Source organism: Microbulbifer sp. ARAS458-1 (assembly GCF_045348205.1).
In the GTDB taxonomy this organism is placed as follows: Bacteria; Pseudomonadota; Gammaproteobacteria; order Pseudomonadales; family Cellvibrionaceae; genus Microbulbifer.
In genome coordinates this window covers 34,316-53,490 of sequence record NZ_CP155838.1, presented here as the reverse complement: position 1 = coordinate 53,490, position 19,175 = coordinate 34,316, and the positions used below count along the sequence as shown (strand labels likewise).

Annotated in this window: 14 protein-coding genes; 3 read left to right on the top strand and 11 right to left on the bottom strand. The window is 59.1% G+C overall.

The window, feature by feature from the left end; all coding sequences use genetic code 11:
• Nucleotides 1-63: 63 nt before the first annotated feature.
• From ilvD to AAFH99_RS00200, 5 genes are all read right to left on the bottom strand, one after another.
• The gene (gene ilvD / locus AAFH99_RS00220) at nt 64-1,899 is read right to left on the bottom strand and encodes a dihydroxy-acid dehydratase (RefSeq protein ID WP_406828336.1); all 1,836 of its coding nucleotides are present in this window, start codon (nt 1,897-1,899) and stop codon (nt 64-66) included.
• Between the two features lie 184 nt (nt 1,900-2,083).
• Nucleotides 2,084-3,397 (bottom strand): amino-acid N-acetyltransferase, encoded by a 1,314-nt coding sequence (gene argA / locus AAFH99_RS00215; protein WP_406828335.1) that lies wholly within the window; start codon nt 3,395-3,397, stop codon nt 2,084-2,086.
• A 250-nt stretch (nt 3,398-3,647) separates the two neighbouring features.
• The gene (argE, locus tag AAFH99_RS00210) at nt 3,648-4,802 is read right to left on the bottom strand and encodes an acetylornithine deacetylase (RefSeq protein WP_406828334.1); all 1,155 of its coding nucleotides are present in this window, start codon (nt 4,800-4,802) and stop codon (nt 3,648-3,650) included.
• A gap of 133 nt (nt 4,803-4,935) precedes the next feature.
• On the bottom strand, nt 4,936-6,285 hold the full coding sequence (guaD, locus tag AAFH99_RS00205; RefSeq protein ID WP_406828333.1) for a guanine deaminase: 1,350 nt from the start codon (nt 6,283-6,285) through the stop codon (nt 4,936-4,938).
• 141 nt (nt 6,286-6,426) lie between these two features.
• Nucleotides 6,427-7,302: a carboxylate/amino acid/amine transporter gene (locus tag AAFH99_RS00200; protein WP_406828332.1), complete on the bottom strand. Its 876-nt coding sequence runs from the start codon at nt 7,300-7,302 to the stop codon at nt 6,427-6,429.
• A 27-nt stretch (nt 7,303-7,329) separates the two neighbouring features.
• On the opposite strand from AAFH99_RS00200, the gene AAFH99_RS00195 reads away from it, so the two are divergent.
• On the top strand, nt 7,330-7,791 hold the full coding sequence (locus AAFH99_RS00195) for a DUF6314 family protein (protein ID WP_406828331.1): 462 nt from the start codon (nt 7,330-7,332) through the stop codon (nt 7,789-7,791).
• A 216-nt stretch (nt 7,792-8,007) separates the two neighbouring features.
• Here the strand turns inward: AAFH99_RS00195 and AAFH99_RS00190 are convergent, their stop codons facing one another.
• The 3 genes from AAFH99_RS00190 to AAFH99_RS00180 all read right to left on the bottom strand — a co-directional run bounded on the left by AAFH99_RS00190 (nt 8,008) and on the right by AAFH99_RS00180 (nt 10,885).
• Nucleotides 8,008-8,805, bottom strand: a complete 798-nt coding sequence (locus AAFH99_RS00190; RefSeq protein WP_406828330.1) for a PhzF family phenazine biosynthesis protein — start codon at nt 8,803-8,805, stop codon at nt 8,008-8,010.
• 110 nt (nt 8,806-8,915) lie between these two features.
• A complete protein-coding gene (locus AAFH99_RS00185; protein WP_043319407.1) occupies nt 8,916-10,193 on the bottom strand; it encodes an inorganic phosphate transporter in 1,278 nt (425 codons plus the stop codon).
• Between the two features lie 14 nt (nt 10,194-10,207).
• A complete protein-coding gene (locus tag AAFH99_RS00180; RefSeq protein ID WP_043319405.1) occupies nt 10,208-10,885 on the bottom strand; it encodes a TIGR00153 family protein in 678 nt (225 codons plus the stop codon).
• Nucleotides 10,886-11,097: 212 nt separating this feature from the next.
• On the opposite strand from AAFH99_RS00180, the gene AAFH99_RS00175 reads away from it, so the two are divergent.
• Nucleotides 11,098-12,882, top strand: coding sequence for a GspE/PulE family protein (locus AAFH99_RS00175; protein WP_406828329.1), 1,785 nt, complete (start codon nt 11,098-11,100; stop codon nt 12,880-12,882).
• A 70-nt stretch (nt 12,883-12,952) separates the two neighbouring features.
• Nucleotides 12,953-13,861 carry a PhzF family phenazine biosynthesis protein gene (locus AAFH99_RS00170; RefSeq protein ID WP_197023825.1) on the top strand — a complete coding sequence of 303 codons (909 nt, stop codon included), beginning with the start codon at nt 12,953-12,955 and terminating at the stop codon, nt 13,859-13,861.
• Between the two features lie 64 nt (nt 13,862-13,925).
• On the opposite strand, the gene AAFH99_RS00165 is transcribed toward AAFH99_RS00170, so the two are convergent.
• The 3 genes from AAFH99_RS00165 to AAFH99_RS00155 are packed head-to-tail and all read right to left on the bottom strand — an operon-like array spanning nt 13,926 to nt 18,774.
• A complete protein-coding gene (locus tag AAFH99_RS00165) occupies nt 13,926-14,888 on the bottom strand; it encodes a DUF4340 domain-containing protein (RefSeq protein ID WP_406828328.1) in 963 nt (320 codons plus the stop codon).
• Nucleotides 14,889-14,909: 21 nt separating this feature from the next.
• On the bottom strand, nt 14,910-17,813 hold the full coding sequence (locus AAFH99_RS00160; RefSeq protein WP_406828327.1) for a Gldg family protein: 2,904 nt from the start codon (nt 17,811-17,813) through the stop codon (nt 14,910-14,912).
• A complete protein-coding gene (locus AAFH99_RS00155) occupies nt 17,803-18,774 on the bottom strand; it encodes an ABC transporter ATP-binding protein (RefSeq protein WP_406828326.1) in 972 nt (323 codons plus the stop codon). The genes AAFH99_RS00160 and AAFH99_RS00155 overlap by 11 nt, the downstream gene beginning before the upstream one ends.
• Between the last annotated feature and the right edge of the window lie 401 nt (nt 18,775-19,175).

Below are 19,175 nucleotides of genomic sequence, written 5' to 3'. Positions count from 1 at the left end.
TTAATGGATAAAAAAATAGCGGGCAGTGCCCGCTATTTTTCTTACCGCTGGGTGACCCCAGGATCAGTCGATTTCTCGCACCGCGCCTTTATCGGCACTGGTTGCAAGCAATGCGTAGGCTTTCAGTGCGCGGCTTACCTTGCGCGGCCGAACCTTCGCCGGCTTCCAGCCTTCTTCACCTTTCGCGTTCATTGCGTCGCGGCGGCGTTGCAGTTCCTCTTCCGGAATATCGATTTCGATCAGACGCTTGGGAATGTCGATACGGACCAGGTCGCCATTTTGTACCAGAGCGATATTGCCGCCGCCGGCCGCTTCCGGTGATACGTGGCCGATTGAAAGGCCTGAAGTTCCACCGGAGAAGCGGCCGTCGGTAATCAGTGCGCAGGATTTACCCAGGCCTTTGGATTTCAGGTAACTGGTGGGGTAGAGCATTTCCTGCATGCCCGGGCCGCCTTTGGGGCCCTCATAGCGCACGATGACCGCCTCACCTTCCTTCACCTTGCCTTCAAGAATATGCGCAACGGCGTCTTCCTGGCTTTCGACGATGTGAGCGGGGCCTTCAAAGTACCACAGCTCTTCTTCCACCCCGGACGTTTTTACGACACAGCCGTTGGGAGCCAGGTTGCCAAACAGCACCGCAAGGCCGCCCTCGGAGGAATAGGCGTGCTCGACGGAGCGGATACAGCCCTGTTCGCGGTCGCCGTCCAGGTTGTTCCAGCGGCAGTCTTGGCTGAACGCGGTCTGTGTTGGAATGCCGGCTGGGCCCGCACGGAAAAACTTGTGCACGTCGGGGTTGTCGGTACGACGAATATCCCACTCTTCCAGCGCTTCTTTAAAAGAGCTGCTATATACCGTCGGCAGACTCGCATCCAACAGGCCTCCGGCTTCCAGTTCGCCGAGGATGGCCATGACACCGCCGGCACGGTGCACATCTTCGATATGGTATTTCTGGGTATTGGGAGCCACTTTGCACAGCTGCGGAATTTTGCGCGACAGGCGGTCGATATCGGACAGGTCGAAGTCGATCTCGCCTTCCTGGGCCGCCGCCAGCAGGTGCAGAATGGTATTGGTGGAGCCGCCCATGGCGATATCCAGGGCCATCGCATTGCTGAACGCGGCGCGGTTGGCGATAGAGCGCGGCAATGCGGAAAGGTCGTCTTCTTCGTAGTAGCGCTTGGCCAGTGCTACGATTTCGCGGCCCGCGCGCAGGAACAGCTGCTCGCGGTCGGCGTGGGTGGCGAGCATGGTGCCGTTACCGGGCAGCGACAGGCCCAGTGCCTCGGTCAGGCAGTTCATGGAGTTTGCGGTGAACATGCCGGAACAGGAGCCACAGGTGGGGCAGGCGGAGCGCTCGTACTCGGCTACCTTCTCGTCGCTGGCATCGTCGGTAGCGGCGATCACCATGGCATCGACAAGATCCAGCTTGTGGTCGGCGAGCTTGGTTTTGCCCGCTTCCATGGGCCCGCCGGAAACGAAGATGACCGGAATATTCAGGCGCAGCGCTGCCATCAGCATTCCCGGGGTGATCTTGTCGCAGTTGGAGATGCACACCAGTGCGTCGGCACAGTGGGCGTTCACCATATATTCCACGGAGTCGGCGATGATCTCACGGCTGGGCAGGCTGTAGAGCATGCCGTCGTGGCCCATGGCGATACCGTCGTCCACGGCAATGGTATTGAACTCTTTGGCTACGCCGCCGGCTTTCTCGATTTCTCGTGCCACCAGTTGGCCCATATCCTTCAGGTGTACGTGCCCGGGCACGAACTGGGTGAAGGAGTTGGCCACGGCAATAATCGGCTTGTGGAAATCTTCATCCTTCATGCCGGTGGCGCGCCACAGGGCGCGGGCGCCGGCCATATTGCGGCCGGCGGTGGAAGTGCGAGAGCGGTACTGAGGCATAGCGGTACTTACTAAACGTGTAAACGTGGATCAGAATTTGGTGGTTTGCCCGAAGTTTGGGCGGGGCAGCAATGTACCCCGGGGACGCGACAGATTAGCAAAATGGAAGCGCTATTGCGCGGTTGCCAAAAGTAGGGGAATCCTGCGCAAGACCTGTCCGTCTCGGGCAGAGTTTCATGCAAGTCTATTGCGCTTTCAGCGGCTTGCGTAAAACGCGGGAATTTCGCTGAATGTTGTATAGAGACTTACGGCTGGTGGGCAGATCCGCGACATCCACCTGGGTAAAGCCGCGCTCAATAAACCAGTGTTCGGTCTGGGTGGTCAGTACATAGATGTCCGCCAGATCCAGCGCCCGTGCCTGGCGCTCCAGGTGATGCAGCAGCTTGGCGCCGCGGCCGCCGCCGCGAAACTCCGGATGAATGGCCACGCAGGCAATTTCTGCGGCGATAGTGTCGCCCTGATCGTCTAGGATCGGATACAGCGCCGCACAGGCCACCGGGGTGCCATCCACTTCCACCAGGGTAAAATGGTCGATCTCCGACTCGAGCTTTTCCCGCGAGCGGCGTACCAGAATGCCCTGTTTCTCCAGTGGCCGGATCAGCCCGAGAATCCCGCCCACATCGTTGATCCGCGCCCGCCGGATTACCTCGTAGCTATCCCGGTAGATCATGGTGCCGGCGCCCTCACGGCTGAGCAATTCCTGCAGCAGGGCACCGTTGTCCGCGTAACTGAGCAGGTGCACTCGTTGCGTACCCGCATTACAGGCTTTGATGGCACAACTCAGTGTTTCGCTATCGAGGTGGTCGGCAACGTCTTCTGCCTGATGGATACTGAGGTCGTAAATCGTCTCGCCGTTTACTTCCAGTTGTGGCTGGTCGCGAAACAGGATCAGCTTTTCTGCCTGCAGTGCCTGAGCCGCCTCGGCGGCGAGATCCAGATAATTGAGATTGAACAGCTCGCCGGTCAGCGATGTGCCAAAGGGCGATAGCAGCACCAGCGAGTTTTCGTCCAGTGCACGGCCAATCGCCTGCACCTCCATCCGCCGCACCTGTCCGGTCCAGCGCATATCCACGCCATCGATAATGCCCACCGGACGTGCGGTGACAAAGTTACCAGACACCACCTTCAAGGCCGAGCGCGCCATGGGGGAATCCGGTAACCCTTGGGAAAATGCCGCTTCAATTTCAAAACGCAGCTTGCCCACGGCGGCCTTGATTACCTCCAGGGTTTCACGGTCGGTAACCCGGGTATTGCCCTGGAAGCGGCTTTCAATACCGGCGCTTTCCAGGGCGCGGTTTACCTGCGCGCGGGCGCCGTGCACCAGCACCAGCTTTACGCCCAGGCTGATAAACAGGGTGAGGTCGTGTACCAGGTTGCGAAAGTTCTCGTGCTCAAACCCTTCCCCCGGAATCGCAACCACCAGGGTTCGCCCGCGCAGATCATTGATATAGGGCGCGGCGTTTCTGAACCAATTGAGGGTGGTGGTTTCTGTATTCACGAGCTTTTGTGTTCTGCAGATTAATCGTAAGTCGGCTCAATATACCGTATTTTATGCGGTTTTCCGCCTATTACTTCTTGGCTGAAAAAGTATCAATAGTTCGCGCGAAGGCGTCGATGCCGGGTACGGGCTTGTGAGACCTTCTAAAACAGGGATGTTTTAGAAGAGCCCCCAGGGATGGGTTCACGGCGTGTCTCACAAGCCCGTACCCGGTAGCGGCGGCGCCACAGGGCGTTTTACGTTGGGGCCACTACAGACAGAATCGACCAATCATCCCCTTCAACACCTCGACCATCGGATCAATCCGCTCAAGGCCGAGGTATTCATCCGGCTGGTGCGCCTGATCAATATCCCCGGGGCCGAGAACGATTGTCTGCATGCCGAGCTTTTGCAGGAAGGGCGCCTCGGTGGCGAAGGCCACGCTTGCGGCACTGTGCCCGGTCAGCTGTTCGGCTACCTGCACCAGCTCCGATTGCGCCGGCTCTTCGAAAGCCTCCACGCCGCCGATCAGGGATTCCATTTCCAGCTGGATCTTCTCGCCGCCTATCACGTCTTTCAGGCGCTGGTGCAGTTCCCCACGCAATTCGTCCATCGGCATGCCCGGCAATGGTCGCAGGTCAAATTGCAGTTCCGTGTGCCCGCAGATGCGGTTTGGATTATCGCCCCCGTGAATACAGCCGAGATTGAGTGTCGGCACCTGAACGGCGAACCCGGGATTGGTATAGCGTTCCTGCCACTCTCCGCGCAGTTTCAGAATTTCCCCCATCGCGGTATGCATCGCCTCCAGCGCGCTGGCGCCATACGCGGGGTTGGAGGAGTGGCCGGCCTGGCCGGTAATGCGCAGTCGTTCCATCATCATGCCCTTGTGCATACGGATGGGCTTCAAACCGGTGGGTTCGCCGATGATGGCGTAACGGGCCTTGGGCAAGCCGGCCTTTACCAGTGCGCGCGCCCCGGACATGGAGGTTTCCTCATCCGCGGTGGCAAGGATGATCAGTGGCTGCTGCAGCGGCTTGTTGGCAAAGGCTTTCGCGGCTTCGATCGCCAGCGGAAAAAAGCCTTTCATATCCGTGCTGCCGAGGCCGTAAAAACGGTTGTCGCGCTCGCTCAGTTTGAACGGATCGGATTTCCAGCGGTTGTCGTCGTAGGGCACGGTATCGGTGTGCCCGGCAAGTACCAGCCCGCCATCGCCCCGGCCAAGGGTGGCGATCAGGTTGGCTTTATGGGGCTGGTCTTCCATGGGCATGATTTCAATCTTGAAACCCAGGGTTTCCAACCAGGCGGCGAGCAGGTCGATAACGCCGCGATTACCCATATCCAGTTTAGGGTTGGTGGCGCTGACGCTGGGGCTGGCGACCAGCTGCTGCAGCTGTTGCTGAACTCCCGGCAGTTTGCGAGCGCTCATGGTGTACGTCCTTTTTTAATTTGCGATATTTAAAATTACTGAATCGGTACTACTACCTCGTCGCAATAGAGCGCCAGAGAGTTGAGATTTTTACGGATGAGTGGGTTCGGGTTGACTAATGGTTGATAAGTTATCAAGTTTGGATATGACTTGTCTTCTCTCGTTTATAACGCAACTGACCTGCGATATATGTTGCTTGAATGGCTCGATCATCTCCTAGCATCACTTGGATGAACAAGGCTTCCTCGATACCTTCCACAAACTGCATACGGTAATCGATGATCGGTGTGGACTTCATATCGAGTACCACCAGATCCGCTTCCATTCCCGGAGCGATACTGCCCACTTTGTCGTCGATATACATCGCGCGGGCAGCGCCGCGGGTCGCCAAGTAAAACGCGTGCTCGGCAGTGAGCGCCTTGCCATTCAACTGTGCCGCCTTGTACGCCTCGTTCAGTGTGGCAAGGATCGAAAACGAAGTGCCGGCACCGAGATCGGTGCCAATACCTACCCGTACCGGGCGCTTGGGATCTTTCGCGCGATACACGTCGAGATAGCCGCTGCCGAGGAAAAAGTTTGATGTCGGGCAATGGGAAATGGCGGAGCCGGTGTGATGCATGCTGCTGAGCTCGTCTTCGGTCAGGTGGATGCCGTGACCGAACACTGCCCGTGGCCGACACAGTCTGCTGTGGTCGTATACATCCAGATAGCCCTTGCGGTCGGGGAATAGTGTTTTTACCCAGGCGACCTCATCCAGATTCTCCGACACATGGGTCTGCATATAGCAGTCGGGGAATTCGTCCCACAGGGCACCGGCGGAATCCAGCTGATCCGCGCTGCTTGTGGGGGCGAAGCGTGGGGTGATGGCGTACATCAGGCGGCCGCGGTTGTGCCACTTGTTGATCAGCGCCTTGGAGTCGTCGTAACCGCTCTGGGTGGTATCCAGTAGGTAGTCCGGCGCATTGCGGTTCATCAGCACCTTGCCGGCGGCCATGCGCATGCCCAGGCGCTCGGCTTCTTCAAACAGGGCGTCGACGGACTGGGGGAAGACGGTGCAGTAGACACAGCTGGTGGTAATACCGTTTTTCAGACACTCATCGAGAAACACTTTCGCCACCGATGCGGCAAATGCCTTGTCCGCGTATTTGCGTTCCGTGGGAAAGGTGTATTTGTTCAGCCAGTCCAGCAGCTGCTCGCCAAAGGCGGCAATCATGGGTGTTTGCGGAAAGTGCACATGACTGTCGAGAAAGCCCGCGGTGATCAGAGCGTCCGCGCCGTAGTTGCGAACCTTCAGGTCTTTCGGCAGCTGCGGCTGAATCTGATCCGCGGGGCCGAAATGGGTAATCACACCATCGCCAAATGCCACTATGGCATCAGACTCGTAGCGCATGGTCGCCTCCACGCTGGACGTGAAAGGATCACCAGTAAATGTTAGTGCAGGGCCGCGAATCGCACTATCGGGTTTGAGGTGGGAGTTACTCATTACCGTGACAGTATAGGGTTGAGCTCGCGATTCGTAGTGGTATTTAAACGTGAGACTGATGGGGTATCACAACAGCGCGAGGGCACGCGCAATACGGGTTTTCTCGAGTTTAATTAATTGCATCATATTTATAAGGTAGGGCTATGGATCGCTGGTGAGTTTTGATGCTCGATTTCGCCATTCGCTGAGTGCCACCGCGGCGACGATGATGGCACCGCCGAGCGCCAGCCGTGGCAGATCCGCATCCCGGTTCCAGATCAGCAGGTTGACCAGCAGCCCGGCGGGAATCAGGGCGTTGTTCATGGCCGCGAGGGTGCCGGGAGATACCAGGGTGGCGCCCTTGTTCCACAGGAAGTAGCCAAGGCCCGAGGCCACCGCACCCAACCACAGCAATATGCCCCATTGCACACCGCTGCTCGGGTACTGCGGCTTGCCGAGTATCAGCCAGGCGAGGGCGGCGACGATGCTGGCACCGATAAAAAACCAGCCGAAGGTCTGCCGGGGTGGCAGTGTGTTCCCGCGGCTTTGCTGAGATTGCATAAACTGCTTGTAGGCCACCTGGCCGCTGGCAAAACAGAGATTGGCACCCTGGACCACAAGAAAGCCCGTCCAGTAGTCACCGCTGAGATTATTCCAGCGGATGATGGCGGCGCCGAATACTGCGATAGCGGCGATCAACAGGTTCAAGGGAGAAAACCTTCGTGCCATCAGGTCGTAGATCAGTGAGATGTATACCGGGGTGAAGATGGTAAACAGCAGCACTTCGGGCACGCTGAGCAGCAGGAAGGACTGGTAGTAAAACAGGTACATCAATCCCAGCTGCACGGCGCCGATGGCCATTAGGGTGAGAGCGATACGTGGTGGAGTGCGCCAGTTGAGAAATGGCAGAAATACCAGGGCCGCCAGCAGTACCCGGGTGAGTACGGAAAAGTAGCTGTCCACCTGGCCGGCGAGGTAGACGCCGATCAGGCTGAAAGAGAAAGCCCACAGGAGCGTGATGAGGATCAACAGAATCATGAATAGGTGCGGTGTCCGGTGAATGCAGTGGTGGATTACAAAGCTTTGTCGAGGCTGGCGCAATTGGTTGAGCGGTTAAAGAAGGTGCGTGCGTTCAGTTTTAATGCCAGCAATGGACCCGGGTCGCAAACCAATTGGCGTGGGCACGGGCGCGGCGAGGTGGCGGTGACGGGTTTCGGTGCGCACATTCTGTTTGCGGAGCGGGCTGAGTTTACCGATGGCGACGGCCACAAGATCGATCTGCAGAACACTTACCGCTGGACGCGCTGTGTTGATTTTGTGCGCCTTGAGCATTTGCGGCGGGAAGAGCCCGTATTGTTATTCAATCTTGTTCCGGTGACGGAGCATGGGTTTCGTCATCAGTCTCCGCATTTGTGCGGCGAGGATACCTATACCGCCGATCTGATTCTGCATTCGGATGAAATCGAGTTGATCTGGCAGATTGATGGGCCGCGGAAAAACGAGAAGCTGCACTATCACTACTGGTAGTTTGCATTTTGCCAAAAGAGCGAATTTATTCTCGTGCTAGCTGAGTCTTATGAAGGTCGGCTTGAAGGTGACGATACCGGGTAAGCGTTTGCGAGACCTTCCGCGAGAGGGACCTCGCGGAAGAGCCCCCATGGATGGGTTCACGGCGTGTCTCGCAAACGCTTACCCGGTAGCGGCACCGCCACCGGAAGCGAAACGACCGGGACCACTGGATACCTACAGACTGATCTGCCCGCGCAAATAAGTCACCGCCTTGCCCTGCATAATCACCCGATCACCTTTCAATTCACAATCCAGCTCACCTCCACGGAGTGAAATCTGTTTTGCTTTAAGCACCGTCTTATCCAGCTTTGCCGCCCAGAAAGGCATCAAGTAGGTGTGGGCGGAGCCGGTTACCGGGTCTTCATCGATGCCGATGGCCGGGGCGAAAAAGCGGCTGACGAAGTCACAATCGAATCCATCGCCTGGCGCAGTGCAGATCAATCCTTTGTAGGGCAGGTTGGCGACGGCGCGCATATCGGGATCGAGGCCAGCAATGACCTCTGATGACGCAAACTCCACCAGCAGCTGGTCATTGGATTCGGCCACTTCCATGGCCGACAGCGGCTCGGCGCCGAGTGCATCGGAATATTCCTTGCCGAGTCCGACTGGCTGGATGTTCTGCGCGGGGAAATCCAGGGCCAGTAGTTCGCCGTCACGGCGCACGACCAGCTCGCCGCTGCGGGTAAAGAAGTGAATCTCGTCGTCGGTAAATCCCAGCTCGGTCCACAGCAGGTGCGCGGTGACCAGGGTGGCGTGGCCGCACAGGGGGACTTCTTCGCCGGGGGTGAACCAGCGCAGTTCAAAGCCGTTGCCGGCGGGGACGGTGTATGCGGTTTCGGCGAGGTTGTTCTCGGCGGCGATCTGTTGCAGCAGTGCGTCGTCGAGCCAGCGGGTCAGCGGTACGTAAGCGGCGGGATTGCCTTTGAAGAGTTCCGAGGTGAAGGCGTCAGCCTGATAGATGGGCAGTTGCATGGAGGGATCCTTCTCACATTGCCAGTGCAGATTAAACACAAAAAAGGGAGAGCCAAATAGCTCTCCCTTTTTATCAAGTGCGCCAGGTAATTGCTATTACCGTTCCAGTATTACCAACCAAAGACGCCCTTGAAGAAGAAGAAGAACAGAATCGCCAGGCCGGCGCCTGCGGGCAGGGTGACGATCCAGGAGGCGGCGATGGTGGTGATCATGCGCAGGTTGAGTGCGCCGATACCGCGCGCCAGACCAACCCCCAGTACCGCGCCCACCAGGGTGTGGGTGGTGGAGATGGGCAGGCCGGTGCCGGAGGCGAGTACCACGGTGGAGGCGGCGCCCAGTTCGGCGGCGAAGCCGCGGCTCGGGGTCAGCTCGGTAATCTTGCGGCCGATGGTGGCCATTACCTTGAAGCCGTAGGTGGCGAGGCCGACCACGATACCGGCACCACCCAGCAGCAGGATCCACGGCGGCATTACCGCCTTGGCGGTGACTGCGCCCTGTTGCACGGTGTTGACCACCGCGGCCAGCGGACCCACGGCGTTGGCCACGTCGTTGGAGCCGTGGGCAAAGGCCATGGCACAGGCGGTGAAGATCATCAGGATGGCGAAGACGCGCTCTACGTTGGCAAAACGGTTGTCCTTTTCCATGGCCGGGTCACGCTTGATGCGCTTCAGCAGCACGATGCCGATACCCATCACGACCAGGCCGATCACGCCGGCGATCAGCGCGTCCTGCCAGAAGGTCAGGGTGACACCGGCGTCCTTGAAGACGTGCTTCAGGCCCTTGGTGAGGGTCACCATGGCGATCATCCAGCCCACCGCGAACATGTAAATTGGGATGTAGCGCTTGGCGTTGGTGAACGGGTCTTCGGTGTTGAGGATCAGCCGTTGCACACTGCGGAACAGCAGGAAGGATATGGTGCCGGCGAGGACCGGGGAGACCACCCAGCTGGCGACAATGCTGGCCACCTTGCCCCAGGCCACCGCATCCACCGAGATGCCCACCGCAGAGAAGCCGACAATGGCTCCTACAATAGAGTGGGTGGTGGATACCGGCCAGCCGAGAATACTGGCGATCATCAGCCAGGTACCTGCGGCCAGCAGGGCGGAAAGCATGCCGTAGACCAGCAGTTCCGGGCTATCGTTGAACAGATCCGGGGCGATGATGCCCTTGCGGATGGTGGAGGTGACTTCGCCGCCGGCTAAATAGGCGCCGGCAAACTCGAAGATCATGGCGATAATGATCGCCTGTTTGATGGTCAGTGCGCGGGAGCCAACGGACGTGCCCATGGCGTTGGCTACGTCGTTGGCGCCCACCCCCCAGGCCATAAAGAATCCAAATACACAGGCCAGTATCAGAAAGATATGGCCGTACTGAGCAATGATATCCACGATTTCTCTCCCCGTTATCGCGCCAGCAACAGCTGCAATCGGTTGCCCACGCCGTGGGCCTCATCTGCCAGGTCACCGACCCACTCGATAATGCGGTAGAGGAAAATCACGTCTACCGGTGGCAGGTCTTTTTCTAATTTGAACAGTGCGGCGCGCACTTCCACTTCCAGCTCGTCGGACTTGCGCTCGAGGTCGTCCAGCTCTTCGGTCATACGGCGGGCAATATCCACTTCGCGCCCGGCAAAGCCGGATTCCAGCAGCTCGTCCAGCTCATTGATGGCAGTCAGGGCCTGGGCGGATGTGGCGACGGCGCTTTCCACGAAGGTGGCCATCATGGCGTGCATGCTTGCGGGGATCTGCATCTGGCGGCCGATCGCCAGGCCGGCGATGTCCTGAGCGGTGTTGGCTACCTTGTCCTGCACGTGCAGCAGTTCCAGCAGGTCGGTGCGGGAGACCGGCATAAACAGGCTGTCCGGCAGGTGCAGGCGCAGGTCTTTCTTGATGTCGTCGGCGCGGTTCTCACTGGCGGAGATGCGCTGCTGTACGGTTTTGGCAGTGCTGAAGTCGCCCTTCATAAGGGCTTCAAAGAAGGGCACCAGATCCGCTGACGCCTCGTGGGCAGTCGCCATGTGCTCCTTGATCGGCTTGATCGGCGAGCGGCCGAACAGGTTGGCGATATTGGACAGGGGCATGGTCTGTTCCTTTTTCCGGTCCTGACAGTTAACGAAAAGACCGCCTGGTGACGTGAGCAGCGGCCAAATTTGGCGGCATGGTACCCCAACCTGTGCGCAGGGCACAGTGACGTGACGGTTTCGTTACCAATGGGGGCAACCGGCGCACTGTTGCGGCTCGCCATAAGAGCTACAATGCGCCTTCACAATAAAGCGTAGACGGGTGACAGGGTATGGCTGTAAGCACTGGGACAAGAGGGGCGGACCGGGTTCTCGATCTGCCCGGATTGCTGGAAGACCTGGTGGGCCAGGGGTATGTGGCGCGTATGGACGCCAATCGCCTGATCGGCACCCCGCGCACCGCCGAGCAGGCGCAGATGCACCCGCTCACCTATATCGCCAGCTGTGAGCTGCCCAATCAGAAAAAGCCCGGTAAGACGCTCGACGCGGCCACACTTACCCAGTGGCTGGCGGATACTTCTTCCCACGGCCTTTACCATATCGACCCGCTCAAGGTGAATGTGGCGGAAGTGACCGAGGTGATGAGTTTCCAGTTCGCCAAGCGCCACCAGATCCTGTGCGTGGAAGCCTCAAAGGAAATGCTGCTGGTGGCCACCGCTCAGCCCTACACCTCGGGCTGGGAAGAGCAGCTGGAACACACCAGTGGCCGCACCGTACAGCGGGTGGTGGCGGACCCCGCCGACATCAAGCGCTACGGCACCGAGTTCTATTCCCTGGCCAATTCCATTTCCGGGGCCAGTGGTCTCAAGGGCAGCTCGGGTGCGGGGAACTTCGAGCAGCTGCTGGAGCTTGGTAACCTCAAGGACCCGGAAGCCAACGACCAGCACATCGTCAATATTGTGGACTGGCTGCTGCAGCACGCCTTTGACCAGCGCGCCAGTGATATTCATATCGAGCCAAGAAGGAACATCGGCCGCATCCGCTTCCGTATCGACGGGGTGCTGCACCCGATCCACGAGCTGCCGGATCAGGTCAACGCTGCGGTCACCAGCCGCCTGAAGATCCTCGGCCGCATGAACGTGGCGGAGAAGCGCAAACCCCAGGACGGTCGTATCAAGACCAAGCGCCCGGACGGCAGCGAGGTGGAGTTGCGCCTTTCCACCCTACCCACCGCCTTCGGCGAAAAACTGGTGATGCGGATCTTCGATCCGGAAGTGCTGGCGCGCTCCTATACCGACCTCGGCCTCGCCGGCGATGATCTGGCACGCTGGCAGACCATGTTATCCCGCCCCAACGGAATCGTACTGGTCACCGGCCCTACCGGCTCCGGTAAAACCACCACCCTGTACACCGCGCTCAAGCAGCTCGCCTCCAGCGAGGTCAATGTGTCTACCATCGAAGATCCCATTGAAATGGTGGAGGACAGTTTTAATCAGACTCAGGTGCACCACAGCATCGGTCTGGACTTCGCTGCCGGCATCCGCACCCTGATGCGTCAGGATCCGGACATCATCATGGTGGGCGAGATCCGCGACCTGGAAACCGCGCAGATGGCGGTGCAGGCCGCGCTTACCGGCCACTTGGTGATTTCAACGCTGCATACCAACGACGCGCCTACCGCAGTGACCCGTCTGCTGGATCTGGGACTGCCTCATTACCTGCTGAAGTCCACGGTGCTGGGGGTGATGGCCCAGCGCCTGGTGCGCACCCTCTGTCCCAGCTGCAAGCGCAAGGCGCAAGTGAGCGACGAGGATTGGCTGGCGCTGGTCAAACCCTGGAAGGCGCCCAAGCCGGAGGTGGTGTATCAGCCGGAGGGCTGTCTCGATTGCCGCAATACCGGTTACCGCGGACGTCAGGGCATTTACGAAATCCTGCCGTTTACCGAGGCCATTCAGACGCTGGTCACCCACGACTGCGACCTGCAGCAGGTCCGCCGCCAGGGGATGCGCGAGGGCATGAATAGCCTGCGCTTATCAGGGGCGCGCAAAGTGGCCGCTGGCATCACCACCGTGCAGGAAGTGCTGCGCGTAGCGCCGCCACCGGATATCGCGTTCTGATTGCGCCCTTGCAAAAATTATCAGGTGGCGCATAGTCAGGGAAGGCAACAATAAAAAAAAGGATTTAATTATGGCGATTGAATATGTATTGCTGGATGTCTTTGCGGATGCACCCTTTCAGGGCACTCAGATTCCGGTGGTAAACCTGGCGGAACAACAACTGGACGAGCAGGCCAAAAAAGCCATCGCCAGTGAGTTTCAGCAGACCGAAACCGTGTTTATCGAACCGGATGCTTCCGTCCCTGCCAGTGTCTACAACAGCCACGGCCAGCAGCGCTTTGGTGCCCACACCATTCTCGCCGCCTCCTTTATGGCGTTTGAGCTGGGGCTGAGCAAAAGCGAAGGCAGTTTTGCCTCCTTCCTGCTAAAACAGGAAAGCGGCCTGATCGAAAGCTTTATCGATGACAAGGACGGTGTGCCGGGGAATATCCAGTTTGCCCGCGAGCTTTCCCCCACGGTGGATCGCTACACCCCGGATGCAGGCCGCCTGGCTGCGGCGCTGAATACCGAGGAAAAACACATCACCTTCAGCAAGTACAAACCGCTGGTGGTGAGCGTGGATACGCCGACCCTGATTGTTCCCTTTACCCGCCCCGAACATGTGCTGGCCGCGAGCCTCAATCACGATCACTGGGGCGCGCTGTTGGGAGAGATGTACACCTCGGAGCTTTTCCTGTTTGCGCCGGGCTCGATTACCGGCGGCACCGAGTTTCACGGCCGCCTGCTGAATCCCAATCTGGCAAAAGATGTGTTTCCGCCCATTGGCAATGTGATGCCGGAATTTATCGCCTACCTGGCCGAGCAGCAGGAAACCGCTGCGGGCACTCATACCTTTTCCGTGGATCGCGGCAGTGTGGACACCCGCAAAAGCGTGCTGCATGTGGAGTTTGATAAAAAGACCGGCAAGGAAGTGCGCTGTCGCATCGGCGGCAACGTGATCAAGATGGGGGAGGGCCAGCTGTTCTTTCCTGAAGGGTAATACTTCCGAAGCCCGTGCATAAAAAAACCGCGCAATGCGCGGTTTTTTTTATTAAGCGTTGTTTTCAGCTTTCCGTGCCTTCCTCCTCCGTTGAACTCGATTCCTGTTCCGCGGTCTGCTCTTCCTCATCCCGTTCGATGAGTACCAGATCCTGGTGGCGTTTATCCATCACCCGATCGAAATCGTATTTGGCGATTTCAAAGAACTGATCGCGGTCATCGCGGCGCACATAGTATTTGTCGTCCGCACTGGCGAAGTGGTAGCGGCGTTCATCGTCACCGCTGCGCACCACAAACTCAGTTGCCTCCACCTCTGGGGCCTCGTCAACCGCTTTGGTGATACGCAGTTTCTCCAGTGCCGCAGCCAGTTCGCGGGCCTTGCCCGGGTCGACCGCCGGTGTTTCTTCCCCGTTGTCTGCGGAAAACGCCCAGCCGTCCTCACCTTTTTCCAGGGTGTAGTCCGGGCCCTGGATGCGCGTGAGGTCACCGGCGGCCAGCAGGGTTTTGTCCAGCCAGCTGTCGGCGGTTGAAGGCAGGTCGAAGCTGTTTAATGCCACCGCATAGATGGCGTCGTCGCCGGCGCGGCGCACGTGCACCTTGCGGAAGCCGGGGGAGGTGCCCACAAACAGTTCCAGTGCCGGGTCATTCCCTTCCGCGGTATAGAGCTTCACGTGTTTGCGGAATTTGTTCTCCGCCACTTCAAAGCGCTCGCGGGCGCTGTTGCTGGTGGCGATGGGCCAGTTACTTTTGAGTGCAGTGAGCTTTTCCAGCAGGGTATCCAGTTTGTCGCTGTTTACCGGAAGGTTGTGGAGTTCGGGCAGTTGCCACTGCCCGTCTTTTCGCACCAGCGCAACGCTTTGGTCGTCACCGACAATTTCCAGCCGTTGCAGTGCATCGGTTTCTGCCTGCACCAACTGAGTCTGTTGCGTTTGTGCCTGTTGCCGCGAGCTGGACTCCCAGAACAGGCCGGCGGCCAGCACCAGCTGCAGTGCTAGCACGCCGCTCAAGGCCATTTGTAGATTTTTCATGCGCTATTTCTCCTATCCTCCTCAGCCGGCCAGCAGTTGTTGGTAGCGCTGCTGGCGGGCGCGGTTGCGCAGCTGTTGGATCAGGGCGACGATGCCCAGTGCCAGCAGTGCGGCGATATAGTTCAGTGATTCCCAGAACAGCCGGCTGTCCTGCTCCATGGGGGGCAGGGTGCGGTTGAAGTGGCTGCGGGCGCGGATGCTGAGCAGACCTGCATCTTCCAGAGACCAGTCCACACTGTTGGCCGCCAGTTGCAGGGTGTTGAGGTAGTCACCGCCGGCCGCGGCGCCGCTCATGCGCACCACCTGGTCCCGCAGGAAGTCGTTGGAGGCGAACAGGATGATGCGCGCAGATTCCGGCGATCGGCTGATCTGGCTGGGCAGGTTCTCCAGCTTGCTGGCGTCACTTGCGCTGTCGTTTTCACTCTCGCCTTCCGTCGTGTTTTCCGCTTGCGCCAGTGGTGACGGATTATCGGCAAAGTAGGAGTCGAAGCGTCCGGCACTGACCACACCCAACAGGTGCGAGGCGGGTTCGTCCTCGGGGGTGAAGGCGCTGATCTGACCGTCCACGTAGCGCGGCATCACGTTGGTGTTACTAGACAGCCAGGCACTGTCGGAACTGCGCAGAAGTGGGGTAATGCTGCGTGCAGCAGACTTCTCTTCATCCACCTGAATGGGGGAGGCCCAGCTCACGGTGGCTTGGGGAAGATTGCCGGTGATGGGGTTGTCGGCATTGAGGCCGTCGCCGCGTACGTCGATAAAGTAGGGGTAATCCAGCATGCGCAGTTCCTGCAGTTGGAAACCGCCCACGTTGCGGGTGACCGGTACCGGGAAGGCGCTGTTTTGCGGATCCAGTACCAGCTTGTTGTCCACCTTCAGGCCCATGTGATCGAGCCATTTTTCCAGGCCGCTGTTGACCCGGTTCAGGCTCAGGCTGCGGTTCGACAGGTTGGCGCTATAGGGCGAGGTAGCGGCGATCACGGTGCCCCCCTGCATCAGGAACTGGTCTACCGCGTAGAGAGCTTTCTCACTCAGGTTGCGTGGTGCCAGCAACATCAGGATATCCGCGTCGCCGGATACGCGGCCGTCGCTGAGGTCCTCGCGCTCCACGTTCAGCTCGGCACCGAGCAGGGTTTTCAGCTGACTGAAGCGCGCACCGCCGCCCATGCCGTGGCTGAAATCGTCCGCCGGTGTCACCAGTGCCACGGTTTTGGTAAAGCCGCTGGCGAAGCGCTTGATACCTGCTTCCAGGTTGCGCTCGAAGGTATCCGCGCTTAGATCGTCCAGAGGAATTTGTACGATCTGGTCGTCGCGGGCGAGGGTCAGATAGAAATAGAAGGGGCGGCCGATCAGGCTCGCGGCCATGGGCTGGAAGCCATAGTCTTCCGCGATCTGCTTTGCCACCGCACCGCCGTCTGCTTGGGGATCGATAAATTCCACACTCAGTCGGTCGCCGGCGTCTCCCTGTATTTTTTCCACGCTTTCGCGGATGGACTGTTTGAACTCCGCCAGCTGCTCCGGTAATTGCTCGTCGGCGGAGACGTAGGCGGTAAACGCCAGTTTGCCCTGTACCGTGTCGAACAGATTGCCCTCGCTCTGGTAGCTCTGCAGTACTTTCTTCACCGCGCGGGTCAGGTCGTACTCCGGGTTGCGCAGTTGTACGTCCACGTCGGTTTCCCGCTCCGCGTTCACCTCGATCAGGTCGCGGAAACCCAGCACTTCGTACTCGTCGCCGTACTGCACCAGTACATCGAAGTAAGAACTGACGATGGACGCCTGGTAGCGGTCTGCCACCTGGAAGGGGACGGGCGCGATACCGTATTTACGGTTGGCCTCTTCTTCCAGTTCTGGCTCCTGAGTGGGATCGATGATTTCCACCCGTACCCGACCGTTACCCGCCACTTCGTATTCCCGCAGCAGGTCGCGCATCTGCGGCACCAGCGGCGCCAGCAGTGGGTGGGTTTTGCCGCTGAAATAGCCGCGGATCAGCAGGGGCTCCTGTAGCTGATTGAGGTATTGCTCGGTGGCCGGGGAAATGGAGTACAGATTGCCTTCGGTCACATCGGTGCGCAGGGACTTGAGCTGACCCAGCCATAAATTGGCGCCCAGGGCGTTCACCACCAGCAGGGCGGTGACCGTGTGCCAGGCTTGGCGGTGTTTGCGGTCGCCGCCATTGGCCCAGCGTTCGCGCTCCAGCACCAGTGTGTTGAGGGCCAGGAATACCGCGCACAGGCTCAGGTAATAGTAGAGGTCCGGCAGGTCGAGTACGCCGCGGGTAATGGCATCAAAGCGCGCACCGGTGCTCAGGTTGCGCAGCCATTCGCCGACGGTGTTGCCGAAAAAGTCGGTGAGCAGCGGTGTGCCTACCAGGTAGAACAGGCCGCAGAGTGCAGAGGCGACAATCAGGCTGACGATCTGATTACTGGCGCGGGCGGAAACAAACAGGCCGATGCTGAGGTAAGCCGCACCCAGCAGGAAGGTCGCCAGGTAGCCCGCCCACACCGGGCCCCAGTCGAGATCACCAATGATGGCCACAGTGACCGGCAGCGGCAGGGTGATGGCGAGCGCGATGCCGAGCAGTGCCAGACAGGCGACAAACTTGCCCACAACAAACTGCCACAGGGGCGCGGGCTGGGTGAGAATATGCTCGAGGGTGCCCTTTGCCCGCTCGTCGCTCCACAGGCGCATGGTGAGCGCGCTGGTGAGGAAGATCAGTAGCAGCGGCATCCACTCGAACAGCGGGCGCACGTCGGCGATGTTGCGGGCAAAAAATGCTTCGCCCCAGAAAAATACGAACAGGCTCACCGCGGCAAAGGTGGCGAGGAACAGGTAGGCCACCGGCGAGGCGAAAAACAGCGTGAGCTCTTTGCCGGCCACGCGCTGGATCAGTCGTTTACCATTGATGGGAGGTGATGATTCAGGCCGCATTTTCCAGTGCCTCCGTGTTTTTTTCCTTGTGATTTTCTTTGTTGTTTTCGTTGACCTGACGGAACAGGCTTTCCAGATCCCGCTGCTCCGGTTGCAGGCGGTACAGCTCCCCACCGGCGGCGATCAGGGTGCGCGCAATAACGGCACTGGTGCTGCGTATATTGGTGCCTTCGGTGAGGGGGATGCGGAAGTGTCCCGCTTTACCCATGGGCTCGATGGCTGCGATACCTTCGTCTTCGCCGAGTCGGCCGAGTATTTCGCGGGCATCGGTGGCGGAGGTTTCCAGCCAGATGCTGTTGGCGTTGCGCAGGCGTTCGAGCTTTTCGTCCACTGCGAGGCGGCCGCCGTGGATGATCAGCACCCGGTCACACAGGGCTTCCACTTCCTGCATGATGTGGGTGGAGAGGATGACGGTGGCTTCGCAGGCGATTTCTTTGATCAGCGCGCGCATCTGCCGGGTCTGGGTGGGGTCGAGGCCGTTGGTGGGCTCATCCAGAATCAGCAGGCGTGGTCGGCCTAATATGGCCTGGGCGACGCCGACCCGTTGCTTGTAGCCGCGTGAAAGGGTGTGAATACGTGCGTTGAGTTTGTCACCCAACTGGGTGGCTTTGACGGCGCGGCGGATTTCGCTGACTTTGTTGTTGCCGTCCAGGCCTTTGAGAGAGGCGGCGTAATCGAGGTAGTCGGCGACGGTCATTTCACCGTATACGGGCAGGTTTTCCGGCAGATAGCCCAGTTGCCGCTGCAGGGTTTTGGGCTTGTCGGCCATTGATATGCCATCGATGGTGACGCTGCCGCTATCTGGTTCCAGGTAGCCGGAGAGCATTTTCATGATGGTGGTTTTGCCGGCGCCGTTGTGGCCGAGCAGGCCGACAATTTCGCCTTTCCCGATCTTGAAACTGACACTGTCGACGGCTTTGAAGTCGTCGTAGTAACGGCTGAGGTGGGTGACTTCCAGCACCTTGTCCTCCTTTTGGTTTGGTTGTCAGGGGGTGGTGGTAACGCTTTGGTTTTTTAATCGACGCCTTCGCGCGAAGTGATTTGGTATCTATTCGAGAGTGATTACGGCGGTGGACGCGAGATAGGCAGGTAGATGGGGACGCATCGCATGGCACGGCGACGGGTTGCCGCGGTCAGGGGACTGTGATGATTTGTGTAATCAGTCGAAATAGTCATGCTCGTAAAACGGGGCTGCCCGCAATAAAAACAAGGTTCAGACGAAAGATCGCGCTCAGTGGATCCTGGTTAGTTGAATGTTAAGCCTGAGTTAGATAGGGCCTGCCGGGGAAAGTTCAAGGCTGATAGCCGTGCGTTAGTGAGGAATCCGGTGACTGCCGGTGTACACTTTCGTTTTGAGTGTTC